26 protein-coding genes are annotated in these 23,660 nt (G+C 59.8%); all 26 read right to left on the bottom strand.

The genetic code is table 11. The features are described from left to right. Nucleotides 1-66: 66 nt before the first annotated feature. Entirely contained in the window at nucleotides 67-1,206 is a 1,140-nt protein-coding gene (gene flhB, locus ACA055_RS07790; RefSeq protein WP_497683101.1) for a flagellar biosynthesis protein FlhB, read from the bottom strand. 3 nt (nucleotides 1,207-1,209) lie between these two features. Beyond that, nucleotides 1,210-1,992 (bottom strand): flagellar biosynthetic protein FliR, encoded by a 783-nt coding sequence (fliR, locus tag ACA055_RS07785; RefSeq protein WP_497683100.1) that lies wholly within the window; start codon nucleotides 1,990-1,992, stop codon nucleotides 1,210-1,212. 3 nt (nucleotides 1,993-1,995) lie between these two features. After that, nucleotides 1,996-2,265, bottom strand: coding sequence for a flagellar biosynthesis protein FliQ (gene fliQ, locus ACA055_RS07780; RefSeq protein ID WP_007948918.1), 270 nt, complete (start codon nucleotides 2,263-2,265; stop codon nucleotides 1,996-1,998). Beyond that, a complete protein-coding gene (gene fliP / locus ACA055_RS07775) occupies nucleotides 2,262-3,020 on the bottom strand; it encodes a flagellar type III secretion system pore protein FliP (RefSeq protein ID WP_497683099.1) in 759 nt (252 codons plus the stop codon). The genes fliQ and fliP overlap by 4 nt, the downstream gene beginning before the upstream one ends. After that, nucleotides 3,020-3,469 carry a flagellar biosynthetic protein FliO gene (gene fliO / locus ACA055_RS07770; RefSeq protein ID WP_497683098.1) on the bottom strand — a complete coding sequence of 150 codons (450 nt, stop codon included), beginning with the start codon at nucleotides 3,467-3,469 and terminating at the stop codon, nucleotides 3,020-3,022. The genes fliP and fliO overlap by 1 nt, the downstream gene beginning before the upstream one ends. Next, entirely contained in the window at nucleotides 3,470-3,928 is a 459-nt protein-coding gene (gene fliN, locus ACA055_RS07765) for a flagellar motor switch protein FliN (protein ID WP_497684371.1), read from the bottom strand. It lies immediately after the preceding gene. A gap of 69 nt (nucleotides 3,929-3,997) precedes the next feature. Then, a complete protein-coding gene (gene fliM, locus ACA055_RS07760) occupies nucleotides 3,998-4,966 on the bottom strand; it encodes a flagellar motor switch protein FliM (RefSeq protein WP_008024584.1) in 969 nt (322 codons plus the stop codon). A gap of 9 nt (nucleotides 4,967-4,975) precedes the next feature. Beyond that, a complete protein-coding gene (gene fliL / locus ACA055_RS07755; protein WP_497683097.1) occupies nucleotides 4,976-5,476 on the bottom strand; it encodes a flagellar basal body-associated protein FliL in 501 nt (166 codons plus the stop codon). 214 nt (nucleotides 5,477-5,690) lie between these two features. Continuing rightward, on the bottom strand, nucleotides 5,691-7,061 hold the full coding sequence (locus tag ACA055_RS07750) for a flagellar hook-length control protein FliK (RefSeq protein WP_497683096.1): 1,371 nt from the start codon (nucleotides 7,059-7,061) through the stop codon (nucleotides 5,691-5,693). Nucleotides 7,062-7,143: 82 nt separating this feature from the next. Further along, on the bottom strand, nucleotides 7,144-7,512 hold the full coding sequence (locus ACA055_RS07745; RefSeq protein ID WP_497683095.1) for an Hpt domain-containing protein: 369 nt from the start codon (nucleotides 7,510-7,512) through the stop codon (nucleotides 7,144-7,146). Between the two features lie 30 nt (nucleotides 7,513-7,542). Then, on the bottom strand, nucleotides 7,543-9,249 hold the full coding sequence (locus ACA055_RS07740) for an ATP-binding SpoIIE family protein phosphatase (RefSeq protein ID WP_497683094.1): 1,707 nt from the start codon (nucleotides 9,247-9,249) through the stop codon (nucleotides 7,543-7,545). Nucleotides 9,250-9,254: 5 nt separating this feature from the next. Further along, complete coding sequence (locus ACA055_RS07735) at nucleotides 9,255-9,560, bottom strand: STAS domain-containing protein (RefSeq protein ID WP_475266966.1); 306 nt, start codon at nucleotides 9,558-9,560, stop codon at nucleotides 9,255-9,257. Between the two features lie 95 nt (nucleotides 9,561-9,655). Beyond that, entirely contained in the window at nucleotides 9,656-10,105 is a 450-nt protein-coding gene (gene fliJ, locus ACA055_RS07730; protein WP_497683093.1) for a flagellar export protein FliJ, read from the bottom strand. Nucleotides 10,106-10,111: 6 nt separating this feature from the next. Then, nucleotides 10,112-11,470 carry a flagellar protein export ATPase FliI gene (fliI, locus tag ACA055_RS07725; protein ID WP_497683092.1) on the bottom strand — a complete coding sequence of 453 codons (1,359 nt, stop codon included), beginning with the start codon at nucleotides 11,468-11,470 and terminating at the stop codon, nucleotides 10,112-10,114. After that, nucleotides 11,460-12,260: a flagellar assembly protein FliH gene (gene fliH / locus ACA055_RS07720; RefSeq protein ID WP_497683091.1), complete on the bottom strand. Its 801-nt coding sequence runs from the start codon at nucleotides 12,258-12,260 to the stop codon at nucleotides 11,460-11,462. Before fliH ends, fliI begins: the two co-directional genes overlap by 11 nt. Nucleotides 12,261-12,267: 7 nt before the next feature. Further along, entirely contained in the window at nucleotides 12,268-13,287 is a 1,020-nt protein-coding gene (fliG, locus tag ACA055_RS07715) for a flagellar motor switch protein FliG (RefSeq protein WP_497683090.1), read from the bottom strand. Then, complete coding sequence (gene fliF / locus ACA055_RS07710) at nucleotides 13,280-15,067, bottom strand: flagellar basal-body MS-ring/collar protein FliF (RefSeq protein ID WP_497683089.1); 1,788 nt, start codon at nucleotides 15,065-15,067, stop codon at nucleotides 13,280-13,282. Before fliF ends, fliG begins: the two co-directional genes overlap by 8 nt. Nucleotides 15,068-15,082: 15 nt before the next feature. Then, the gene (gene fliE / locus ACA055_RS07705; protein WP_497683088.1) at nucleotides 15,083-15,412 is read right to left on the bottom strand and encodes a flagellar hook-basal body complex protein FliE; all 330 of its coding nucleotides are present in this window, start codon (nucleotides 15,410-15,412) and stop codon (nucleotides 15,083-15,085) included. Nucleotides 15,413-15,551: 139 nt separating this feature from the next. Beyond that, nucleotides 15,552-16,937: a sigma-54-dependent transcriptional regulator gene (locus ACA055_RS07700; protein ID WP_497683087.1), complete on the bottom strand. Its 1,386-nt coding sequence runs from the start codon at nucleotides 16,935-16,937 to the stop codon at nucleotides 15,552-15,554. Nucleotides 16,938-16,942: 5 nt separating this feature from the next. After that, the gene (locus tag ACA055_RS07695) at nucleotides 16,943-18,127 is read right to left on the bottom strand and encodes a sensor histidine kinase (RefSeq protein WP_497684370.1); all 1,185 of its coding nucleotides are present in this window, start codon (nucleotides 18,125-18,127) and stop codon (nucleotides 16,943-16,945) included. A gap of 128 nt (nucleotides 18,128-18,255) precedes the next feature. Beyond that, a complete protein-coding gene (locus ACA055_RS07690; protein ID WP_497683086.1) occupies nucleotides 18,256-19,731 on the bottom strand; it encodes a sigma-54 dependent transcriptional regulator in 1,476 nt (491 codons plus the stop codon). A 173-nt stretch (nucleotides 19,732-19,904) separates the two neighbouring features. Further along, nucleotides 19,905-20,201, bottom strand: coding sequence for a flagellar protein FliT (gene fliT, locus ACA055_RS07685; protein ID WP_497683085.1), 297 nt, complete (start codon nucleotides 20,199-20,201; stop codon nucleotides 19,905-19,907). 10 nt (nucleotides 20,202-20,211) lie between these two features. After that, nucleotides 20,212-20,607 carry a flagellar export chaperone FliS gene (gene fliS / locus ACA055_RS07680; RefSeq protein ID WP_497683084.1) on the bottom strand — a complete coding sequence of 132 codons (396 nt, stop codon included), beginning with the start codon at nucleotides 20,605-20,607 and terminating at the stop codon, nucleotides 20,212-20,214. Between the two features lie 127 nt (nucleotides 20,608-20,734). Beyond that, nucleotides 20,735-22,141, bottom strand: coding sequence for a flagellar filament capping protein FliD (fliD, locus tag ACA055_RS07675; RefSeq protein WP_497683083.1), 1,407 nt, complete (start codon nucleotides 22,139-22,141; stop codon nucleotides 20,735-20,737). Nucleotides 22,142-22,223: 82 nt separating this feature from the next. After that, entirely contained in the window at nucleotides 22,224-22,589 is a 366-nt protein-coding gene (locus tag ACA055_RS07670) for a flagellar protein FlaG (protein WP_497684369.1), read from the bottom strand. A 74-nt stretch (nucleotides 22,590-22,663) separates the two neighbouring features. Then, nucleotides 22,664-23,515, bottom strand: a complete 852-nt coding sequence (locus ACA055_RS07665) for a flagellin domain-containing protein (protein WP_497683082.1) — start codon at nucleotides 23,513-23,515, stop codon at nucleotides 22,664-22,666. Between the last annotated feature and the right edge of the window lie 145 nt (nucleotides 23,516-23,660).

Below are 23,660 nucleotides of genomic sequence, written 5' to 3'. Positions count from 1 at the left end.
TTTGACCGCGTACTCAATGTGGGAGCGGGCTCGCTCGCGAAGGGGCTATCCGTGATGACAAAAAACTCAGGAATCGCGGCGCAAATCCGGCGGAATCGGCAGATCGTCCTTGATCGGCTCCGGGCGCTTGCCCTTGCCCGCGCGGTGCTGGCGGATCTGGTAGACGTAGGCAAGCACCTGGGCGACGGCGAGATAGAGGCCGCCAGGGATTTCCTGCTCAAGTTCAGTGGAGTAGTAAATGGACCGCGCCAGCGCCGGGGACTCAAGCAACAGCACGTCGTTGGCTACTGCGATTTCGCGGATTTTCAGGGCCAGGAAATCGCTGCCCTTGGCGATCAGCATCGGCGCCCCGCTCTTGTCCGCATCGTACTTGAGTGCCACGGCGTAATGGGTCGGGTTGGTGATGACCACGTCGGCCTCGGGAATCGCCGCCATCATCCGGCGCTGAGACATTTCGCGCTGCAACTGGCGAATCCGTTGCTTGACCTCCGGCCGCCCTTCCTGATCCTTGTGCTCGTCGCGCACTTCCTGCTTGGTCATCAGCAGTTTCTTGTGGCTCTCCCAGAGCTGCACCGGCACGTCCACGGCGGCGATGATGATCAGCCCGCAAGCCATCCACAACGTACTCCAGCCGACCAGTTGCAGGCTGTGAATGATCGCCATGTCCAGAGGTTCATGGGCAATGCGCAGCAAGTCATCGATGTCCGCGGACAACACCGCCAAGGCCACGAACAGCACGATAAAAAACTTGGCCAGGGCCTTGAGCAACTCCACCAGCGCCTTGGTGGAAAACATCCGCTTCAGGCCCGCGCCGGGGTTCATGCGACTGAACTTCGGCGCCATCGAGCCCGCAGCAAACAACCAGCCACCCAGGGAGATCGGGCCGATCACCGCCGCCAATACCAGCGTAATCATCACAGGCTGAATCGACAGCAAGGCAATCCACCCCGAATGCAGCAGGAAAGTCCCCATCGAGCGCTGATCCATGATCACTTCCCGCGACAGCGTGAAGTTCATCCGCATCAGTTCCATCAGATCCTGGGCCAGGGCCCCGCCGAAAATCAGCAGTGCACCGGCACCGGCGAGCATGATCGCCAGGGTATTGAGTTCCTTGGAGCGCGCAATCTCGCCCTTGTCGCGGGAGTCCTTTTTGCGCTTTTCCGTGGGGTCTTCTGTTTTGTCCTGACCACTCTCGCTCTCGGCCATGACTCAGCGCGCCTGTGCCAGTTCGCGTAAAAACTGCAAGGCTTCAGAGGCCAGCGGTTGATACTGATTGAGAATGTCCGCCAGCCCGACCCAGAAAATAAACAACCCGAGCACCAGGGTCAGCGGAAAGCCGATGGAGAAGATGTTCAACTGCGGCGCTGCCCGGGTCATCACGCCAAACGCGATGTTGACCACCAGCAGCGCGGTGATCGCGGGCAGCACCAGCATCAACGCAGCCCCAAGGACCCAGCCAAGCTTGCCGGCCAGCTCCCAGAAATGATTGACCATCAAGCCGCCACCGACCGGCAGCGTGGTGAAGCTTTCGGTGAGCACTTCGAACACCACCAGATGGCCATTCATGGACAGGAACAACAGCGTCACCAACATAGTGAAGAACTGCCCAATCACCGCCACCGACACGCCGTTGGTGGGGTCGATCATCGACGCGAAGCCCATGCCCATCTGAATGGCGATAATTTGCCCGGCGACCACAAACGCCTGGAACAGCAACTGCAAGGAAAACCCCAGCACCGCGCCGATGATGATCTGCTCGGCAATCAGCAACAGCGCGCTCAAGTCCAATGCATTCACCGGAGGCATGGGCGGCAGGCCAGGCGCGATGACCAGGGTAATGGCCAAAGCGAAATACAGGCGGACCCGCATGGGCACCAGGGTCGTGCCGAAAATCGGCATGACCATCAACACGGAAGCGACGCGAAACAACGGCAACATGAATGCCGCTACCCAGGTGCTGATCTGGGTATCGGTCAGCTGGAGCAGCGACATGGCTTAGCCGATGACCTGAGGAATACTGCCGTACAACTGCAGGATGTATTCCATGAAGGTCTGCACCAGCCACGGGCCGGCGACAATCAGCGTCACCAGCATCACCAGCAGGCGCGGCAGAAAGCTCAGGGTCTGTTCGTTGATCTGCGTGGCGGCCTGGAACATCGCCACCAACAGGCCAACCAGCAAGCTCGGAATCACCAGCACCGCGACCATCATGGTGGTCAGCCAGAGCGCCTCGCGAAAGATGTCGACGGCAACTTCCGGCGTCATGGCGAGACACCGCCGAAGCTGCTCGCCAGTGTGCCGATGATCAACGCCCAGCCATCCACCAGCACGAACAGCATGATCTTGAAGGGCAGGGAAATGATCAGCGGCGACAGCATCATCATCCCCATCGCCATCAGCACACTGGCCACGACCAGGTCGATGATCAGGAACGGAATGAAGATCATGAACCCGATCTGGAAAGCGGTTTTAAGCTCGGAGGTGACGAACGCCGGAACCAGAATGGTCAACGGCGCCTGATCCGGCGAGGCGATATCGGTGCGCTTGGACAGGCGCATGAACAGCTCCAGATCGCTGCTGCGCGTCTGGGCGAGCATGAAGTCCTTGATCGGCACCTGGGCCTTGGCCACCGCATCCTGGGCGGTGAGTTTTTCCGCCAGATACGGTTGCAAGGCATCCTGATTCACCCGATCGAACACCGGCGCCATGATGAACATGGTGAGGAACAGCGCCATGCCCGTGAGGATCTGGTTCGACGGTGTCTGCTGCAGACCCAGGGCCTGGCGCAGAATCGAGAAGACGATGATGATCCGGGTAAAACTGGTCATCAGCATGACGAACGCCGGGATAAAACTCAGCGCAGTCATGATCAGCAGAATTTGCAGGCTGACCGAGTATTCCTGAGCACCTTCGGCATTGGTGCCCAAGGTGATCGCCGGGATCGACAACGGATCGGCGGCGAACGCCAGCGGCGCGACCAACAGCAGGGCCAGCGTCAAGACGATGCGTAACGCACCCATTACTTCTTATCCTTCTGATCCTTGCCCATTAGCTCCATCAGGCGCTGGGCAAACTCCGGGGTCGCTTTCTCGGTGACCGGCACTTGCACCGGCTCCTTGAGCACATGCAAGGCAGTGATGCTGCCCGGGCTCAGGCCAAGCAGGATTTGCTCATTGCCGACCTGCACCAGCATCAAACGGTCACGAGGGCCCAGCGCGCGGGAACCGATCAGTTCGATCACCTGCCCCTTGCCCGCCGGCCCGGCCTGCTGCACCCGGCGCAACAGCCAGGCGAGGAAGAAGATCAACCCCAGCACCAGCAGCAAGCCGAACACCAACTGCGTCAATTGCCCGGCCACCCCGCTGCTGGCGGCTGGCGCAGCGGCGGCAGTCGCCACCGGGTCGGCAGCCAGAACGCTGAGCGGCAAGGCGAGCGCCAACCCCTGCAAAAAACCCAGAACCCTTTTCACTCAGCGCAGCTTCTTGATGCGTTCACTTGGGCTGATCACGTCGGTCAGGCGGATGCCAAACTTCTCGTTGACCACCACGACTTCGCCGTGAGCGATGAGCGTGCCGTTGACCAGCACGTCCAGCGGTTCACCCGCCAGGCGATCGAGCTCGATCACCGAACCCTGGTTGAGTTGCAGCAGGTTGCGGATGTTGATATCGGTGCTGCCGACTTCCATGGAAATCGACACCGGGATATCCAAGATCACGTCCAGGTTCGGACCATCGAGGGTGACCGGGTCGTTGTTTTTCGGCACGCTGCCGAACTCTTCCATCGGCAGACGGTTGGACGACGAGCCGGCAGCGTCGGCGGCCAGCAAGGCGTCGATGTCGCTCTGCCCGGCATCGCCGGTTTCTTCCAGGGCCGCAGCCCATTCATCGGCCAGCGCCTGGTCGTCCTGGGTATTCATATCGTCAGCCATCATGTGTCCTCGGCGGGCAACCTTTGAATCAGAAGCCGTCAGTTAAAAACGAATGTGTAGGAGCGCCGATCAACGGCGCTCGATCGGCTCGATCACTTGCAACGCGAGGTTGCCTTTGTGCGAGCCCATCTTGACCTTGAACGCAGGCACGCCGTTGGCGCGCATGATCATTTCTTCCGGCATTTCGACGGGGATGATGTCCCCCGGCTGCATGTGCAGAATGTCCCGCAGGCGCAATTGGCGACGGGCGACCGTGGCACCGATCGGCACGTCGACATCCAGCACGTCCTGACGCAGGGCGTTGACCCAGCGCTCGTCCTGGTCGTCGAGGTCCGACTGGAAGCCGGCGTCGAGCATTTCGCGCACCGGCTCGATCATCGAGTACGGCATGGTCACGTGCAGGTCGCCGCCACCGCCATCGAGTTCGATGTGGAACGTCGACACCACAATGGCCTCGCTCGGGCCGACGATGTTGGCCATGGCCGGGTTCACTTCCGAGTTGATGTACTCGAAGTTCACTTCCATGATCGCCTGCCAGGCTTCCTTCAGATCGACGAAAGCCTGCTCCAGCACCATGCGCACCACGCGCAGTTCGGTGGGGGTAAATTCACGCCCCTCGATCTTCGCGTGACGGCCGTCGCCACCGAAGAAGTTGTCCACCAACTTGAACACCAGCTTGGCGTCGAGGATGAACAGCGCGGTGCCGCGCAACGGTTTGATCTTGACCAGGTTGAGACTGGTCGGCACGTACAGCGAGTGCACGTATTCGCCGAACTTCATCACCTGCACGCCACCGACGGCAACGTCCGCCGAGCGGCGCAGCATGTTGAACATGCTGATGCGGGTGTAGCGGGCGAAACGTTCGTTGATCATTTCCAGGGTCGGCATGCGTCCACGGACGATGCGATCCTGGCTGGTCAGGTCGTAGCTTTTGACACTGCCGGGCTCAGCAGCGGTATCGGTCTGTACCAGACCATCGTCGACGCCATGCAACAGCGCATCGATCTCATCCTGGGACAGCAGGTCCTGCACGGCCATGTCGTGTTCCTACTGCAGTACGAAATTAGTGAAAAGCAACTGTTCGATGACCACTTTGCCGAGTTCTTTCTGCGCCACTTCCTGGACACTGGCCGTGGCTTTCTGACGCAACATTTCCTGACCAACTGGCGATGCCAGGGTCGCGAAATCCTGTCCGGAAAACAGCATGACCAGGTTATTGCGGATCACCGGCATGTGGACCTTGAGCGCTTCGAGATCGGCCTGGTTGCGCCCCTGCATGGTGATACTCACCTGCATATAGCGCTGACGACCGTTCTGATTGAAGTTGGCCACGAAGGCCGGTGCCATGGGTTCGAAAATCGCGGGCTGCTTGCCGACAGGCGCGGTTTCGGCCGCGGCGGCTGGCTTGCTCTGGGCGTTTTGCATGAAGAACCAGGTCGCTCCCACGGACATGCCGATCGCCAGCAGCAGGGCCACCACGACCGCAATAATCAGCTTGAGTCTGCCTTTGGTTGCGGGGTCTTTTACTACTGCGTCGCTCTTCGCCATGCCAATAATCCGTCACTATTCGGGTTTTCACAGTCGCACGGAGAGGCAAGAGCAAGTGTTATGCCAGAAGTGTCGGGAGGGAGATTGCCGGGACACTACAAAACAAATGTGGGAGCGGGCTGGTTCGCGAATGCGGCTTAACATTCAACACTGATGTCGACTGTCACACCGCATTCGCGAGCAAGCCCGCTCCCACAGGAGGTTTTGCGTTTGATCAGGCGTAGTAGTCAACCGCGCTGGAGCCGATCACGCTGGTGGTGCTGGCCGCTACTTCGGCGACTGTTGGCACAGGCTCGTCATCCATCGCGTCGAGGCGACCGCCATTGGCACTGGTACGACCGCCCTGGCCCTGCTGAGCCTGATCCTGCCCCTGGCCTTGCCAGCCACGGGACTGGTCGGAAACGTTGACGTCGACCTGGCCCATGCCCTGCTGCGTAAACATGTCACGCAAACGATGCATCTGACCGTCCAGCGCTTCGCGAACGCTTGGATGCGCGCTCATGAAGGTCACTTGGGTCTGCTGATCCGGAACCATGTTCACCCGAATGTCGAGACGCCCCAGTTCGGCCGGCTGCAACTGAATGTCGGCCGCCTTGAGATTGGCGCTGGACAGGTACATGACCCGGTTCACCACTTCTTCGGTCCAGCCGCTCTGATGCATGGCAATCGGCTGGTTCACCGGCAATGCGTTAGCGGTTTTCGGCGTAGCAGCCTGGGTCAGCGCAGCCAGACGATTGGCGAAATCGTCGACACGGGTATCGCTGCTCGCGGACTTCAGATCCTTGAGGCCGTCATCGATGAGGCCACTGAAAGCCTTCTCACCGCCCTGACTGGTGCTGTCCTTGTCGGCTTGCACGTCGAGCATGCTCGCCATGCCTGCGGCAAAGCTCTGCGCCGAGGTCGACTCGCCGTCGGCCTGGGCCTGGGCCGAGGTCGGTGCAGCTTTTGGTTGGGCCTGGCTGGAAGCGGATACGTGTCCGCTCTGCTCCATGGCCATGCGCACCGCTGGCAGTGCATCGAGGGGATCGGCTTCAGGATCGAAATCGGTGTTGGCGGCGGTGGTGACGGCCGAGGTCGCTGGCGTAGTAACGACCGCAACGACCGGTGCTTCGACCTGCGGTTGCACAGGGGCTGCCACCGGCAAAGCTTCCGGCACGGGTGCTGGTATTGCCGGTTGCACTGCCAGCATCAATGCCGGGTCGAGAGCCGGGTCAACCGGCGCGGTATCGGCAACCGGCGTCTCGGCGGTGTCCGGCGCGTCATCGCTGGCCGCCTGATCGTCGGTCGGTGCCGGTTTATCGGCGGGCAAGGATTTGCCGGTATCGGCAACCGTCGGCTCCGGGGCGGCAGACTTGTCGTTGTCGACATCCTTTTTGCCGGGGCTTTCCGGGGCTTTGTCGCGCACCGACTTGGCCGGCCCGTCATTCACCGCAGAAGGTTTGTTCTGGGCCTGATTGGCGTAGACCTGAGCGAAGCTTGACGCCTTGTCCCCGGGCTCAGCGGCCAGCGCCGGTGTATTGGCGGAAGCGGCTTGAGTCTTGGCCTGCGCGGCGGCCTGAAGAAGAATATTGGGGGTAATAGGCATGAACGGTCTCCGCTGCACTGGGATCGTAGGTACAGTTGACGGAGATCATTGCAAGGGTCGCGCCATGTTTGCGTGGTAGGCGTTAAAAGCGCCGGACGGTCGCATCAGACGGAAGAGAACGCTCGCGCTCCGCCTCATACAGCGGTCGAATGACGGCGAATTCCTGGTCGATCTCGCCAACGAGATTTTCAATTCCAGCGAGAGGCTTCTCTTTGGCGCGCCGCTCCAATTCATCACACAACTCGGCAAGGCGAATAGCCCCCATATTGCTGCTGCTTCCCTTGAAGCTATGGGCAGCCTCAATCAGCGCCACGGCATTGTCGGCCTTGCGCAACAAATTCAGCCGCTCTTCGGAATCGGCGAGAAAGGTATCCAACAATATCGGATACTCATCCTCCATGACCTCTTGCAACGCACTGAGCACGTCGCGATCCAGATGTTTGTCAGCCACTTGCTCACTCCTTGATCAAGAATGCGTGGATTATGCCAGAGCCTCCCAGAAAAATTCCACGCGGGCACTTCGACCATCGTCGGACCAACTGGCGTTGCGACTCAGCTGACGAATCAGACTGACCCCGCGCCCCGACAGACGGACACCATCAACGGGCCGCTCCATCACCCGTGCAACATCGAAACCCTTGCCACTGTCTTCGACTCGAACCGTTAGGCAACCGCCCTCGCCCTTCGGTTTAATCTGCAGATGCACACGCACATAGCCGTCCTGCAAGGCGTCCAGACGCGCGTTGCGCTGTTGATAATAGCGCGTAAAACCCGAGGCATCGCGCTTGAGGCTTGAGTCCAGCCCCAGCACGCCATGCTCCAGCGCATTGGAATACAGTTCGGCCAGAACACTGTAGAGCGCGCCGCTCTGGGCTCGCAAACCATGCACCTCAAGCAGTAATTGCAGAAGATACGGCAGCGGATTGAAGCGTTTGAGGGTCGCTGCGCGAAATTCGAAACTCACCGACCAGTCCAGCGGGCAGGACTGGCCGCTGTCGGAATACACCAACGCCGGCGGACTTATTTGCGCGGCCTCCAGCAAACTGACCTCGACCATGCTGACATCGTCACGGGCTTCACCGCGAAAGTCGCGCAGCGCCTGCTCGATCTCTTCGAACAAATGATCGGGCTGATGATTGGCCGCAAACACGTGCTGCAATCGCTCGACACCAAACAACTGATCGTTGGCATCGCAGGTATCGATCACTCCGTCGGACAGCAGGAATACCCGATCGCCAACCGCCATCGGAAACACTTCAGTGCGGTCGTCGAAGGTTAGCGGGCTGAGCACACCCAGCGGCAAATGCCGAGCCTTGAGCGGGGTTCGCTCACCGCTGGCGATGCTGTGCAGATAGCCGTCGGGCATCCCACCGTTCCACACCTCCACCGAGCGCCGCTGAAAACTCAGGCACAGCAGCGTGGCGCAACAGAACATGTCCACCGGCAGGATACGCTTGAGCTTGGCATTCATCTCCCGCAGGGTTTCTGACAGGCCATAACCCTTGGCGGTCATGCCATAAAAGACTTCGGCCAGGGGCATGGCACCGACCGCGGCCGGCAAACCATGACCGGTGAAATCGCCGAGCAACACATGCATGTCGCCGGCCGGGGTGAACGCAGCCAGCAGCAGATCGCCGTTGAACAGCGCATAGGGCGATTGCAGATAGCGGATGTTGGGAGCCTTCAGGCAACCGGAGTGGGCCACCTTGTCGAAAACGGCCTTGGCCACCCGCTGCTCATTGAGCAAGTATTCGTGGTGCCGGGCGATCTGGTCACGCTGCTCCAGCACGGTGGCCTGCAACCGTCGCAAGCGGTCCATTGCCTTGATCTTGGCGGCGAGGATCACCTGGTTGTAGGGCTTGGCCAGAAAGTCGTCGCCGCCAGCCTCCAGGCAACGGGCCAGGGCTTCGCTTTCGGTCAGCGAGGTGAGGAAGATGATCGGCACCAGGGTTTCCCCGGCCAGCGCCTTGATCTGCCGCGCGGCCTCGAAACCGTCCATCACCGGCATCATGGCGTCCATGAGCACCAGTTGCGGTCCTTGCTGGCGAAATGTATCGACCGCTTCGGCGCCATTGGTGGCCGTCAGCACCTCATGGCCCTGGCGACGGACGATCGTCGACAGCAGCATGCGATCAGCCGCGCTGTCTTCGACGATGAGTATCGTCAGCGATTCGAACAATGACTGCATGACAGTCACGCCACGTCGAAGATTTGTTCAAAATTGGAGATGGCGAGAATCTTGCGCACATCGGCGTTGGCGTTGGTCAACGTGATCTCGGCATTCTCGCCGCCCGCGTGATCTCGCAACAGCAACAACATGCCGAGCGCTGAACTGTCGAGGTAGGTGGCGTCCTTCAGGTTCACTTCGAAGGATTCTGGTTTTGGCTGAAGGTTTTCGTAGGATTCACGAAATTCCTGATGCTTGGCGAAATCGAATCGTCCCCTGATCGATATCGTCAGCTTTTGCCCATCTTGGGATACTTCTGTAACAACTGACATGAACGGCTTCCTTGTCATTGGCGAACGTACGTGTACAAGGTTTAGCACCTGGCGGGGGCCGGGGCAAGGCTACTGAGCGGTGGAAGGCTACCTGATCAATAAGGATCCTGACGCGGCAACCGCTGGGACAGTTCATCCAGCAGTTTCTGCTCGCGCCGGTCCTCCAGGCGTCGCGCTTCGTCCATGTAACGCAGGACCAGTTTGCGCAAGCCTTCGACCCGCGCAAACGCCTGTTGCCAGGTTTCCCGCGCCTTGTTCAGGTTGTTTTGATGCCAGGCGAGGCTTTGTCGCTGCTGGTCGATGGCGGTGCCCAGTTGCGCGAGGAAGCCCTGATACCCCAGCAACCACTGACCAGACACGCCACTGCTGCCACGCACGATCCATTGTTCCTGATAATCGAGACGAAAGGCTTCGAGGTCGGCGAGTTTGCTTTCCGCCAGACGGACCTGACCCTGGAAGTGCCCAAGACGCTGGACCGCTGCCTTCTCGACCTTTTCCGCCATTTCGACCACAGGGGCCAGGCGCGAGGCTCGGCTCGGGGGCATGGCCGGTTAGCCGCCAGCCGCAGGGGCGAAGATCGAGCCGAGATAGGCTTCGCTTTCACCCAGGCTGATGCTGTCGTTCAACCCCTGACGCTGGTACTTGACCAGCTGCGGTTGCAGGGAAATTGCCAGGTCGGTTTCCCGGTCACCGCCAGCGACGTAGGCGCCAACGCTGATCAGGTCCCGACTCTGCTGATAGCGCGACCACAGCTGCTTGAAATACTGCGCGCGGGCCATGTGCTCCGGCGTTACCACCGACGGCATGACCCGACTGATGGACGCTTCGATATCGATGGCCGGGTAGTGACCTTCCTCGGCCAGGCGCCGGGACAGCACGATGTGCCCGTCGAGCACACCCCGCGCTGCGTCCGCGATCGGGTCCTGCTGGTCATCGCCTTCGGACAGTACGGTGTAGAACGCCGTGATCGAGCCACCGCCCTTCTCGGCGTTACCGGCCCGCTCCACCAGTTTCGGCAGTTTGGCAAACACCGACGGCGGATAACCCTTGGTGGCCGGCGGCTCGCCGATGGCCAGGGCGATTTCCCGCTGGGCCTGGGCGAAACGGGTCAGGGAATCCATCAACAGCAGGACGTTCTTGCCCTTGTCGCGGAAATACTCAGCGATGCGCGTGCAGTACATGGCTGCGCGCAGACGCATCAGCGGCGCATCGTCGGCGGGTGAGGCGACCACGACCGAACGCTTGAGACCTTCTTCACCGAGGATGTGCTCGATGAATTCCTTAACTTCACGACCCCGCTCGCCGATCAGCCCGACGACGATAATGTCCGCCTCGGTGAAGCGCGTCATCATGCCCAGCAGCACACTCTTGCCGACGCCGGTACCGGCGAACAGCCCGAGCCGCTGACCGCGGCCGACCGTCAACAAGCCGTTGATGCAGCGGATGCCCACATCCAGGGGCTCGCTGATCGGTTCGCGCTTGAGCGGATTGATGGTCGGGCCATCCATCGGCACCCAGTCTTCGGCCTTCATGCCACCCTTGCCGTCCAGCGCGCGACCGGCACCGTCCAACACTCGCCCGAGCATGCTCATGCCCATCGGCAGGCGACCGGTATCGGCCAGCGGAACGACGCGCGCACCGGGCGCGATGCCGGCGACGCTGCCGACCGGCATCAGAAAGACTTTGCTGCCGGAGAAACCCATGACTTCGGCTTCGACTTGCACCGGGTGATAACTGTCGTCGTTGATGACCATGCAGCGGCTGCCCATGGCGGCGCGCAAGCCTTCCGCTTCAAGGGTCAGGCCGACCATGCGCAGCAAGCGGCCTTCGAGAATCGGTGCGCCGGCAAGCTCCGTGGCCTCGGCATAGCTGCCCAGGCGCCTGGCGAAGCTGGTGCGATCAAGGCGCATCGGGATCGTCCAGTTCCGGAGCGACCGGTGGTTGGGTATCGATCGGCAACTCCAGGCTCAAGTCCGGCTCGGCCGGGTGCAATGCCTGTTCGTGCAGTTGATCGAAGAGCTTGTCCATGACCCGCGCCACACGGGTTTCCACCGTGGCATCGATCCGGCTGTGTTCAGTCTCGACCCGGCAACCACCGGGTAACAGCGCCTCATCCTCGACGATGCGCCAGGTTTCTTCATGGCGCTCGCGCAAGGCTTTGACCTGTACGAAATCCTGCGGATTGATGTACAGCCGCACATTGCCCACACCCAGCGGCAAGAGCTTGAGGGCCTCACGCATGACGTGTTCGATTTGCGTCGAGTCGATGGCCAGTTCGCGCTGAATCACTTGTTTGGTGATGTGCTGCACGAGGTCGACCAGGGACTTTTCGATCTGGGTGTCCTGCTCCGCGATGGGCTCGAACAGATGGCCCATCAACGCCTCCAGACCGGCGATCTTGGCGGCCAGGGCGACTTCGGCTTCCTGGCGCACTTTGAGCGCGGTGCTGTGGAAACCCTCTTTCTCGCCCGTGGCGAAGCCTTCGTTATAGGCTTCCTGGCGAATGCTTTCGAGTTCTTCGAGGGTCAGTGGCTGGACTTCTTCCAGCGGCACTTCTTCCATCTCCGGCGGCTCGGGCTCCGGTTCCGGCTCGGGTTCCGGCACGTGCGGGTCGAAACTGGGCAACGACCAGACATCGAAACCACCGACATCCTTGGCACGGATCAGGTCGGTGTTGGACTCATCATGTTTGGACGACATAGTGACCTTAGATCATCTCTTCGCCGCCCTTCCCGCCGAGAACGATTTCTCCGGCTTCGGCCATACGGCGGGCAATGGTGAGGATTTCTTTCTGCGCGGCTTCCACGTCGCTGACACGCACCGGGCCTTTGGCCTCGAGGTCGTCGCGCAACAGTTCGGCCGCTCGTTTGGACATGTTCTTGAAGATCTTCTCTTTGACGCCTTCGTCCGAGCCTTTGAGGGCCAGCACCAGCACATCGGAGGACACTTCGCGCAACAGCGCCTGAATGCCGCGGTCGTCGACATCGGACAGGTTGTTGAACACGAACATGAGGTCTTCGATCTGACCGGACAGGTCTTCGTCGACTTCGCGGATCGAGTCCATCAACTGACCTTCGATCGAGCTGTCGAGGAAGTTCATGATATCTGCCGCACGCTTGATGCCACCCAGGGTGGTGCGCGAGGCATTCGAGTTGCCGGAGAACTGCTTCTCGAGAATCTGGTTGAGTTCTTTCAGGGCCGCTGGCTGTACGGTGTTCAGCGAGGACACCCGCAGAATGATGTCCAGTCGCACTTTGTGATCGAAGTTGCCCAGCACTTCGCCGGCCTGGTCCGGGTCGAGGTACGCCACCACGATCGCCTGGATCTGCGGGTGCTCGTAACGGATCACGTCGGCGACGGCGCGCGGCTCCATCCACTTCAGACTGTCGAGACCACTGGTGTTGCCGCCCAGCAGGATCCGGTCGATCAGGCCATTGGCCTTGTCTTCGCCCAGGGCCTGGGTGAGCATTTTGCGCACGTAATCGTCGGAGCCGACACCGAGGCTGGTCTGGTCGCCGACGATGTCGACGAACTCGCTCATCACCTGCTCGACCTGCTCGCGGTGCACATTACCCATCTGGGCCATGGCCACACCCACACGCTGGACCTCTTTGGGCCCCATGTGGCGCAACACTTGAGCAGCATCGGTCGAACCGAGGGACAGCAGCAGAATCGCGGCTTTGTCGACCTTGGACAGTTTGGCGGCAACGGCTCGGTTATCACTCATCTGCGTTAATCCACTCTTTCACGACCTGGGCCACACGACCCGGATCTTCTGCCACCAGACTCTTGATTGCGTTCAACTGTGCGTCATAGCCTTCGCTCGGGCTCGGCAGCAGGATGCTTTGCGGGCCACCGAGGCTGACGCGGTCGTTGGCCCGCTCGCCGTCCAGGCCGCCCATGCCACCCAACTCGACGTCGCTGCCCAAGCCAGCAAGCTGTTTGCCTTTGCCGCCACCGGTGATGTTGTTGAGCACCGGGCGCAGCACACCGAATACCAGCACCAGGATGAACAAGACACCCAGCACTTGCTTGACGATGTCCCAGAACCACGGCTGGGAATAGAACGGAATTTCGGCAATCGCTTCACCGCGCTCGGCGGAGAACGGCATGTTGATCACGCTGACGCTGTCGCCACGGCTGGCGTCAAACCCGACAGCGTCCTGCACCAGCCGGGTGAAGCGCGCCAGTTCATCGGCGGTCCATGGCGCGCGGGTGGTTTCACCGTTGGCCGCGTTGATCTTGACCTGATCATCCACCACCACCGACACCGACAGGCGATTCAAACGGCCCTGCTGTTGTTTGGTGTGGCTGATGGAACGGTCCAGCTCGAAGTTCTTGGTGGATTGTTGACGCTTGTCCGCCGGGTACGGTGCCAGCATCGGCTGACCGGTGGCCGGGTCCATGATCTGCTGACCGTTGGCATCGAGCAATGGCTGGCCTGGCTGCACCATGCCGGCCGACGCGGTTGCGCCACCGGTGGTTTGCGGCGCGGAGGCTGGCGCGGGCGGCTGGTTGCTCAGGGCACCCGGCACACCTTGCGGGCCATTGCTGGCGGTACGTTGTTCGTTGACCGACTGCTCGCTGCGCAACGCCGGTTGATCCGGGTTGAACTGCTCGGAGGTCGACTCGACGGCACTGAAATCCACGTCGGCCGAGACTTCGGCTTTATAGCGATCATTGCCCAGCACCGGTTGCAGGATGTTATGCACGCGCTGGGTGAGCATGCTTTCCATGCGGCGGCTGTAGTCGAACTGTTTGCCAGCCATAGTCAGTTCGGAGTTTTCCGCCTGATCCGACAGCAGGTTGCCCTTCTGGTCGACGACGGTGATCTGGGATTTGCTGAGTTCGGGAACGCTGGTCGCCACCAGATTGATGATTGCCACCACCTGGCCTGGTTCCAGCGAACGACCGGAATACAGCTCCACCAGCACCGAAGCGCTTGGCTTGCGTTCGTCGCGCACGAATACCGAGCTTTTCGGAATCGCCAGATGCACACGGGCACCCTTGACGTTGTTCAGGCTGGAGATGGTCCGGGCCAGTTCGCCTTCGAGGCCGCGACGATAACGGGTCGCTTCCATGAACTGGCTGGTACCCAGGCCCTGGTCCTTGTCGAGGATCTCAAAACCGATGTTGCCATCGCTGGGAGTGACACCAGCGCCTGCGAGTTTGAGCCGCGCACGGGACAGATCATCGGCCTTGACCAGCAAGGCACCGGAGTTGGGTTCGACGGTGTAAGGAATATCGGCGGCGGCCAGGGTTTCCATGACCTGCTTGGCGTCCATGCCGGCAAGGCTGCCGTACAGAGGCCGGTAGTCTGGTTGCTGGGACCACAACACAACGGCGAAGCCAATCGCCACGCTCGCAGCCAGGCCGACCAACAGGCCCACCTGACGCAACATGGTCATCTCGGAGAGGTTTTCCAGGAAGGACAATCCGAACAGCGGCGGCTTGCCGTCTATTGGAGTGGCCTTGGCCGGAACATTATCGGCGACTGCTTCTGCCATGACTCAATCTCGTCCTTAAACCGGCATCTGCATGATGTCTTGGTAGGCCTGAACCAGTTTGTTACGCACTTGGGTCAACGCTTGAAAAGACACGCTGGCCTTCTGCGAGGAAATCATCACGTCCGTCAGGTCGACGCCGCTCTTGCCGATCTCGAAGGCATTGGCCAATTGACCGGCCGCCTGCTGGGTATCGCTCACTTTGTTGACGGCCTGACCGAGCATGTCGGAAAAGCTGCTGCCGGCCAGTTGAGGGACTGCGGCAGTCGATTTCGACGCTGACATGGCATCCATTTGCATGGAACGCATGTCCAACATCAATCGATTAAATTCAATACCTTGGCTCATGGTTTCTCTCTTTGACGAGCTACGTGGCGACCCGCAATTTTTTGACACTCACTCGGCGGGTAGTGAGGTGTTAGCAACAAGGGTGCCAGCTCCGTGGCCGCTCTAAACAAAAGCTATTCCGGACTTTGTTGCTAACGAATCAGGTGGCGAACAAATATGCTTCCACGTCCATTCCGGCATCCCGCATTTGCGCCAGCTTGTAGCGCAGGGTGCGCGGACTGATGCCCAAGCGCTCGGCGGCCTCTTTGCGACGGCCACGTTCAGAGCGCAAGGTGTCGATGATCATCTGGAATTCACGGCGCCGCAGGTCATCGCCGAGAGCGCCCGCCGACTCGGCGTCGACTTCCACTGTACGCATGGGCGCTGCGGCCAATGTCGGCAACGGCGCGCACGCTACAGGCCCAGCCAGGCAGAAATCCTGCGGCTGGATCAAACCGCCCTGCTGCAGAATCAGCGCACGCTGAATCGCGTTATCCAACTCCCGCACGTTACCCGGCCATGGATAAGCGATCAGGCACGCCTCGGCCTCAGGCGACAGTCTCGCCGCGGTATGCTTCATTTTATTGACGTGTTTGGCCAGCAGGCGCTCGGCCAGTGGCAGGATGTCGGCGGTACGTTCACGCAGCGGACGCCAGGAAAGCGGAAACACTGACAGACGATAATAGAGGTCCTCACGGAACCGCCCCGCCGCCACTTCCCCGGCAAGGTCGCGGTTAGTGGTCGCGACAACCCGGATGTCCAACGTGATTGGCTTGCGGGCGCCGACCCGCTCGACTTCGCGCTCCTGCAATACACGCAGTAGCTTGGCCTGGAGGCCGAGGGGCATTTCGGAAATCTCATCGAGCAGGATGGTCCCACCGTCCGCCTGTTCGAACTTGCCGGCCTGCGCCGCGATGGCGCCGGTGAACGAACCCTTTTCATGACCGAATAGCGTGGCTTCGAGCATGTTGTCAGGGATGGCTGCGCAGTTGATGGCAATGAATGGCTGACTGGCGCGATGGGAGTGCTGGTGGATGTAACGGGCGAGTACTTCTTTGCCGGTCCCGGACTCTCCGGAGATCAACACCGTGGAATCACTGCGCGCGACCCGCGCGGCCAATTCCAGCAATTGCGCACTGGCCGGCTCGAACGCTATCGGCCCCTCACCCTCGGCCGCACCGAGACTGCCCAGCGCATGACGCGCCACCAGATCGAGCAACGCCTTGGGCTCGAATGGCTTGACCAGATAATCCGCCGCGCCATGACGCATCGCATCGACCGCGCGCTCCACCGCGCCGTGAGCCGTCATCAGCAACACCGGCAGTTGCGGCTGGCGCGCCCGCAGCAAACCGAGCAATTGATGTCCGTCCATGCCCGGCATGTTGACGTCGCTCAGCACGAGATTGAATGCCTCGACAGCGACCACTGCCAGCGCCTCTTCCGCCGAACCGACGGCCGTGTAATCGTGTCCCGCGAGCAACAGCGTATCGGCCAATGCTTCGCGTAACGCGCGGTCGTCCTCGACCAGTAGAACCTTGACCCCCATGTTCTTCACTCTGCTCCCGTGAACAGCGGCAAGATCACCTGCGCGCAGGTGCCGCGCCCCACCCGCGAGCGCAACTGCAACTCTCCCTGATGGGCCCGCGCCACCGCCTTGACCACAGTCAGGCCGAGGCCTGTCCCGGTGGTTTTAGTGGTGAAAAACGGCTCACCCAATCGCGCCAGAACGACACCATCAATACCGCTGCCGCTGTCGCTGACACTCAGATGAAGGTTGCTTCCTCGGGTATAGAGATGGACCTTCAAACGGACATCACCGGCACTGGCCTGGATGGCGTTTTCGATCAGGTTCAGGATCGCCCCGACCAGGGTGTCGCGATTGCACAGCAACTCGCCTGAATGGCTGTCGCACTGCCAACGGATCGGCAGATCCTGCACATGGGTCAGTGCCGCCGCTTGCAGCGACTGCATCAGCATCTTGGGCGTCACACGATCGGTCAGCGGCAGCTCGCCGCGAGCGAATACCAGCATGTCGCGCACTTGATGCTCAAGCTCATGCAAACGTTCTTTCAGGCGGCCGGCAAAGCGTTGCTGGGTGGCGACGGGGAGCTCCTGCTCAGTCAAATGACTGGCGTAGAGCAATGCGGCGGACAAGGGCGTGCGAATCTGATGAGCCAGTGACGCGACCATGCGCCCGAGGGACGACAGGCGTTCGTGGCGGGCCAGTTGATCTTGCAGATGACGGGTTTCAGTCAGGTCGTTGAGCAACACCAGCTGACCGGGCTCTGCATCCAGCGAACGCGTGGAGATCGACAAGCGCCGACCATCCTTGAGCGAGACTTCATGGCCGTCGTCTTCACGGGGGGCGAAGCAACGCGCAATGACATGCCGCCACAGCTCACCTTCGAGGGGCAGACCGAGCAGCTCGCAAGCAGCGGGGTTTGCTTCGCGCACGATGCCTTGGGCGTCGATGACAATAACGCCGCCGGGCAACAGATCAAGGAGGTTTTGCAGACGATTGGCCAGGCGTTCTTTTTCCGCCAGCTCCTGCATGCGTTGAGCGCTGACCACCGCCAGCTCACCCTTGAGCTCGGTGACCCGGGCTTCGAGCATGCTGTAGGAGTCGGTCAATTGGCTCGACATCTGGTTGAACAGCGCGAACGCCTGTTCAAGCCCCAGCCGGCTTGCCTGTTCTACGGACGACGGTTGACCCGAAGCGTCAGGGACAGGAGACATCTGGGCGGCTTGGGGCATCGTGCTCTCTCGCTTGGCTGACCGTCAGTTAAACGGAACGTTGCGAGGGATGTAGCAATACCCGTGCCTAAAAAAAACCGCCTATAAATGAACGACTTGAAAAACAGGCGTCAATCCTCCGCCTGTTCATCTCCATCACGACGGCTCATGCCGTACTTGCGCATTTTCTCCACCAGGGTGGTGCGACGAATACGCAGCCGTTCAGCCGCGCGCGCCACGATGCCATTGGCATCATCCAGCGCCTGCTGAATCAGCCCTTGCTCCAGACCACCGAGGTAGTCTTTCAGGTCGAGGCCTTCCGGCGGCAGCATGGCGTTGGCGGTGAAGTCAGGCGTATGACCGTTGATGGCCACGCGCTCTTCGAGATCGCTGCGCAGGCTGTCGACCAGCTGTTCATCTTCGTCGTCGACGTAGCGGAATTTCTTCGGCAACTCGACCACGCCAATCACGCCGTACGGATGCATGATCGCCATGCGCTCCACCAGGTTGGCGAGTTCACGAACGTTGCCTGGCCAGCCGTGACGGCACAGGGACATGATCGCCGCGGAATTGAATCGGATCGAACCGCGCTTCTCGTGCTCCATGCGCGAGATCAACTCGTTCATCAGCAGCGGGATGTCTTCGACACGCTCGCGCAATGGCGCCATTTCGATCGGGAACACGTTCAGGCGGTAGTACAGGTCTTCGCGGAAGGTGCCGATCTCGATCATGCTTTCGAGATTCTTGTGGGTCGCCGCGATGATGCGCACATCGACGCTCTGGGTCTTGTTGCTGCCCACGCGCTCGAAGGTACGTTCCTGCAACACACGCAGTAGCTTGACCTGCATCGGCAGCGGCATGTCGCCGATTTCATCGAGGAACAGGGTGCCGCCATTGGCCAGTTCGAAACGCCCGGCACGGCTGGTGATCGCCCCGGTGAAGGCGCCCTTCTCGTGGCCGAACAGTTCGCTTTCCAGCAACTCGGCCGGGATCGCCCCGCAGTTGACCGGTACGAATGGCGCGTCACGACGCTTGGAGTGGTAGTGCAGGTTGCGCGCGACCACTTCCTTGCCGGTCCCGGACTCACCGAGGATCAGCACGCTGGCGTCGGTGTCGGCGACTTGTTGCATCATCTGGCGGACGTGTTGAATCGCCCGGCTGGTGCCGACAAGACTGCGGAAAAGATTGGGTTCGCGATGACGTCCACGCTCGCGCGCCTGGTCATACATCTCGCGATAGACCTGGGCTCGGTGCAGGGAATCGAGCAATTTGCTGTAGCTGGGTGGCATTTCGAGGGTCGAAAGCACTCGACGACGCTGGTCTTCTGGCAGGTCAACGGAAGAATTATCGCCCATTAACAAAACCGGAAGGAACTCATCCCAGGTTGAGAGTGTCTTTAACAAGCCCGGAAGTGCGCCAGGAGCATTGACCGTCCCGATCAGGACACAGATCACTTCACGACTTGATGACAAAGAGCCGACAGCCTGCTGCCAGTCATGGCTGCCGCAGGGTAAATTTTCTTCGCCGAGAAAATTTAAAATCACCGCCAAATCGCGGCGGCGGACGCTATCGTCATCAATCAGCAGAATTTTGGTTTCACGCCACATGCAATAGCAACTTCCCTAGTCAACTCAATGCCCGAAATGAGGGGGCAAGCTAGACGCTTGCAGACACGTTATGCCTGTAGACGCCTGAAATCTGGAACCAGCCACTAGTTAAGTCAAAAAACCGTGCACAGTCAAATTTATGGCGCACTATGTTTGGATTAACCGGGGATTAATTATCCGAACAGATGGTAAACCTTTGCCGCGCTCTGCGCTTGATGGATCTGCGACATCTCGTCGACTATCGCTTGTCGCTCTCCTGTCGCCGCCTCAAGAAGCTGTTTGTATACCCCCAGCAACTCCTCAAGGTTATCGCGCAACGCGACCTCGTCCACCGAAGCTTCACTCAAGACGTCTTCCATGCAGGAACGGCAAGCCAGGTCCAATTCACCGATGGCTTCCCAGTCGCGCTCGGCCAATGCACCGACCAGAGCCTCACGGGTATGTTCGATTCTCTGCAATACAAGACTCATGGTGATCTCCTTAAAACTGCGGACCCGGTGTGGCAATAGCATCCCAACCGTCTTTGACCGTACGAAGCAAATCAGAGACTTCGTCGAGAATCGCCGGATCGGTCTTGATGTTGGCCTCGGCCAGACGCTTCATCATGTAGGTGTACAGGTTGTCCAGTTCGCCCACGGTTTCGATGGAGTTCTCAAGATCCAGACCTTCACGCAAACCACCAATGATGCCGATGGCCTTGCCGATCAGAACACCTTTGTTCGGAATGTCCTTGCGCTCCATCGCGCCCTTGGCCTGAGCAATACGATCCAGGCCACCTTCCATCAGCATCTGCACCAGACGATGAGGACTGGCTTCGGAAGTTTGCGCCTGAGCGCCAATCTTCTGGTATTGGCGAAGGGCTAACATTGGATTCATGTTGTACCTCATCAAAATTCTTCAGTTCGTCTAACCAGTGTATCGACGACGCGTCAAAAAACTTTAGATTCAAATGCAAAAAGCCCGGAGCGCTGAAAACGCTGCCGGGCTTTTGGCGGTGCGAATATTACGAGTTCTTCTGCTGCGCGGCCATGGCATCAAACATCGATTTGATGTTGCTGGCTGTCGCGTTCAACTTACCAACGAGCGTATCCATGTCGTTGTACTTTTTGGTCAGTACGGCGGTCAGGGTTTCGATCCGACGATCCAGAGCACCCTGGTCGGCAGTCAGCCTGGTTTTGGTCACATTGAGGTTGGTGGTGCGGGTATCAAGAATACCGCCCGTATCGGTGTACGGCTTGATCACATTGTTCATGCGCTCGATCAGACCGTTGGTACCGGTAAACAGGGTCTGAACCTCGCCACCGAGCTTCTTGTCATTCATCGCCGCCGTGAACTTGGTGGAGTTGAAGTTCAGCGCACCGGTTTTCTGGTCAGTGGTGATCCCCAACTGCGAGAGCACGGTCAGCTTGTCGCCGGCACCGGTCGTGGCCAATGGGCCACGCAGGGCAGCCAGAATCGAACGCGGCAACGGGTCACCGGTCAGAGCGGCAGGGACAGTCAGCTTGCCATCGTCGTCCAGGGACGGCTTGGTCAAGGAGGTCACTGCGTTGGCGACGGCGTTGTACGCATCGACAAACTTCTGGATCGATGCCTTCAAACCATCGTTGTTGGACGCCAGGGTGACAGTCGACGTGCCGACGGAAACCAGGTTCAAGGCCAGCCCGGAAATCGCCTGGTCGACGGTGTTGGACTTGCTGGTCATTGCCAGGCCATCGACTTTGAACTCGGCATCCTGGGCCAAGCCACCGATAGCACCTGAAGAGGTCGCGGTCGGTACAGCAGCCATTGGAGTCGACCCGTCGATTTCCAGGCCGGCGATACCGCTGGCGGAAATGTCCGAACCCGCACCGGTCGTGGTGGAACCCAAGACCAGACGAGAACCGAAACTGTCGGTCACGATGTTGGCGCTCAGGCCACTGGCTTGATATTGGCTGTTGATCGAGTCACGAACCGATTGCAACGTGGCGCCCGCGCCGACAGTAACCGGATAGCTGTTGCCGTTCTGAGTGATGGTCAGCGTGCCTGCGGGGATAGCACTGCTCGCACCGCCGGCAAACGCCGCAGAGGCGACTTTCGACGAGGTAGCCAGCTTGGTCACGTTCACGGTGTAGGTGCCGGAAACAGCCGAGTTGCTGGCCGTAGCCGTCAGCACTTTTACGTCGGAGGACGTGGCAGAAAAACCCGTGAACTGAGGAGTGGTCGTGCTGCCCAGATCGGTGAGTGCTTTCTGGAACGTGGCCAGCAGCGACTTCAGCGTACCAATCCCGGAGATACTCGCCGTGTTGGTGGCGGTCCCACGGTCGATCTGACCTTGCTTGGCCGCTTTGTCAGCGTTAACCAAGGCTTTGACGATAGCAGTGGTGTCAAGGCCGGAACCTAAACCCAGGCCCGGTAGAATTGGACTTGCCATGTGAAACTCCCTTCAGTGTGTCGCCGGTCTTTTGACCACTACAACGCCCAAAAGAACATAGCAACAAAATTCATGCCAGCTGTCAGGCTTTAGCGCTGAACAACAGGCTGCTTGCATCATTCAAACTATTGGCCAGTCTCAGGACTTCTTCGTTGGGGATCTGACGGACCACCTCACCGGATTCACTGGCAATGACTTTCACAACAACCTGGCCGGAAGGCTCGTCAATCGAGAACTCCAGGTTACGCTTGACCGACTGAACGAACTTTTCAATTTCTTGAACAGCCATTTTCAGCTTGTCCTGCTCGGCCTGGGCGCTCTTGGGCGCTTCCTTGACGTCGACCACTTTCGCGGGCTCCGCTCGAGGCTTTTCCGCTGGCTTGTCGGCCACTGTCGTTGCTGGCTTGGCCGCCGGATAAGACAAGTTCAGCTTGATGCTCATATCCATGTCCATCACCTCTAAAAGTAAAAAAGCGAGAGGGCACGACCAGCGCACACCCCTCGCCAAAACTCAATCAGCTATTACTGAAGCAGTTTCAGTACAGCGGACGGCAGTTGGTTGGCCTGGGCCAGAACTGCGGTGGAAGCTTGTTGCAGAGTTTGTTGCTTGGTCAGGTTCGCAGTTTCAGCAGCGAAGTCGGTGTCTTGTACGCGACCACGAGCAGCTTCAGCGTTTTCGTTGATGTTCTGCAGGTTGGAAATGGTGCTGGTCAGACGGTTTTGAGCAGCACCGAGGTCAGCACGGGCGGTGTTGATGGTCTGCAGAGCGGCGTCGATACGGGTGATGGCAGCCGAGAACGAAGCTTGAGCGGTAGCCGAGCTGTTACCAGTGATCTGGGTGGTAGCCGAGTCAACGGACAAGGCAGCAGCGCCGAAGCCGCTTGGCAGGCTCAGAGTGATCTGGTTAGCCGAACCGGTGTTGGAACCGACCTGGAAGGTCATGGTGCCAGCGGTGCCGTCGAGCAGGTTTTTGCCGTTCAAGTTGGTCGAAGCAGCGATACGAGTCAGCTCGTCCGACATTGCCGCGAATTCTTTGTTCAGAGCGACGCGGTCTTGAGTACCGTTCGAGTCGTTTCGAGCCTGAACAGCCAGTTCACGCATACGCTGCAGAATGTTGGTCGATTCCTGCATCGCGCCTTCAGCGGTCTGAGCGATCGAGATACCGTCGTTGGCGTTTTTGATTGCCATAGTCTGGCCGCGGATTTGTGCGGTCATACGGGTGGAGATTTGCAGGCCGGCGGCGTCGTCTTTGGCGCTGTTGATTTTCAGGCCGGAAGACAGGCGAGACATCGAAGTCGACAGGGCGTCGGAAGCACGGTTCAGGTTTTTCTGAACGTTCAGCGACGTGGTGTTGGTGTTTACTGTTAAAGCCATGACGAATTCCTCGTTGGTTGGGTACTGCGGCTTCCGGCCCTGGCAACCGCCGGGTATGGCCAAGAGAACCTTCGTAATAGTTATCGTCGCCAATGCAACTTGCTTTAGGGGATTTGCAAAAATATTTGCCATCACGTTGCCACCC

The organism is Pseudomonas sp. LBUM1657, from assembly GCF_059716075.1.
This window is presented reverse-complemented; position numbering and strand designations above follow the sequence as displayed.

Excerpts from the sequence above, each read along its gene's own strand:
- ACA055_RS07690 (WP_497683086.1), bottom strand. The coding sequence starts at position 19,731 with ATGTGGCGTGAAACCAAAATTCTGCTGATTGATGACGATAGCGTCCGC.
- fliH (WP_497683091.1), bottom strand. The coding sequence starts at position 12,260 with ATGTCGTCCAAACATGATGAGTCCAACACCGACCTGATCCGTGCCAAG.
- fliJ (WP_497683093.1), bottom strand. The coding sequence starts at position 10,105 with ATGCCCCCGAGCCGAGCCTCGCGCCTGGCCCCTGTGGTCGAAATGGCG.
- ACA055_RS07695 (WP_497684370.1), bottom strand. The coding sequence starts at position 18,127 with ATGTCTCCTGTCCCTGACGCTTCGGGTCAACCGTCGTCCGTAGAACAG.
- ACA055_RS07750 (WP_497683096.1), bottom strand. The coding sequence starts at position 7,061 with ATGCCTATTACCCCCAATATTCTTCTTCAGGCCGCCGCGCAGGCCAAG.
- fliF (WP_497683089.1), bottom strand. The coding sequence starts at position 15,067 with ATGGCAGAAGCAGTCGCCGATAATGTTCCGGCCAAGGCCACTCCAATA.
- fliL (WP_497683097.1), bottom strand. The coding sequence starts at position 5,476 with ATGGCGAAGAGCGACGCAGTAGTAAAAGACCCCGCAACCAAAGGCAGA.
- ACA055_RS07740 (WP_497683094.1), bottom strand. The coding sequence starts at position 9,249 with ATGCAGTCATTGTTCGAATCGCTGACGATACTCATCGTCGAAGACAGC.
- ACA055_RS07665 (WP_497683082.1), bottom strand. The coding sequence starts at position 23,515 with ATGGCTTTAACAGTAAACACCAACACCACGTCGCTGAACGTTCAGAAA.
- fliR (WP_497683100.1), bottom strand. The coding sequence starts at position 1,992 with ATGTCGCTGCTCCAGCTGACCGATACCCAGATCAGCACCTGGGTAGCG.
- ACA055_RS07670 (WP_497684369.1), bottom strand. The coding sequence starts at position 22,589 with ATGGATATGAGCATCAAGCTGAACTTGTCTTATCCGGCGGCCAAGCCA.
- fliQ (WP_007948918.1), bottom strand. The coding sequence starts at position 2,265 with ATGACGCCGGAAGTTGCCGTCGACATCTTTCGCGAGGCGCTCTGGCTG.
- fliG (WP_497683090.1), bottom strand. The coding sequence starts at position 13,287 with ATGAGTGATAACCGAGCCGTTGCCGCCAAACTGTCCAAGGTCGACAAA.
- fliE (WP_497683088.1), bottom strand. The coding sequence starts at position 15,412 with ATGAGCCAAGGTATTGAATTTAATCGATTGATGTTGGACATGCGTTCC.
- fliT (WP_497683085.1), bottom strand. The coding sequence starts at position 20,201 with ATGAGTCTTGTATTGCAGAGAATCGAACATACCCGTGAGGCTCTGGTC.
- fliS (WP_497683084.1), bottom strand. The coding sequence starts at position 20,607 with ATGAATCCAATGTTAGCCCTTCGCCAATACCAGAAGATTGGCGCTCAG.
- fliN (WP_497684371.1), bottom strand. The coding sequence starts at position 3,928 with ATGGCTGACGATATGAATACCCAGGACGACCAGGCGCTGGCCGATGAA.
- fliP (WP_497683099.1), bottom strand. The coding sequence starts at position 3,020 with ATGGGTGCGTTACGCATCGTCTTGACGCTGGCCCTGCTGTTGGTCGCG.
- ACA055_RS07700 (WP_497683087.1), bottom strand. The coding sequence starts at position 16,937 with ATGGGGGTCAAGGTTCTACTGGTCGAGGACGACCGCGCGTTACGCGAA.
- flhB (WP_497683101.1), bottom strand. The coding sequence starts at position 1,206 with ATGGCCGAGAGCGAGAGTGGTCAGGACAAAACAGAAGACCCCACGGAA.
- fliI (WP_497683092.1), bottom strand. The coding sequence starts at position 11,470 with ATGCGCCTTGATCGCACCAGCTTCGCCAGGCGCCTGGGCAGCTATGCC.
- fliD (WP_497683083.1), bottom strand. The coding sequence starts at position 22,141 with ATGGCAAGTCCAATTCTACCGGGCCTGGGTTTAGGTTCCGGCCTTGAC.
- ACA055_RS07735 (WP_475266966.1), bottom strand. The coding sequence starts at position 9,560 with ATGTCAGTTGTTACAGAAGTATCCCAAGATGGGCAAAAGCTGACGATA.
- fliM (WP_008024584.1), bottom strand. The coding sequence starts at position 4,966 with ATGGCCGTGCAGGACCTGCTGTCCCAGGATGAGATCGATGCGCTGTTG.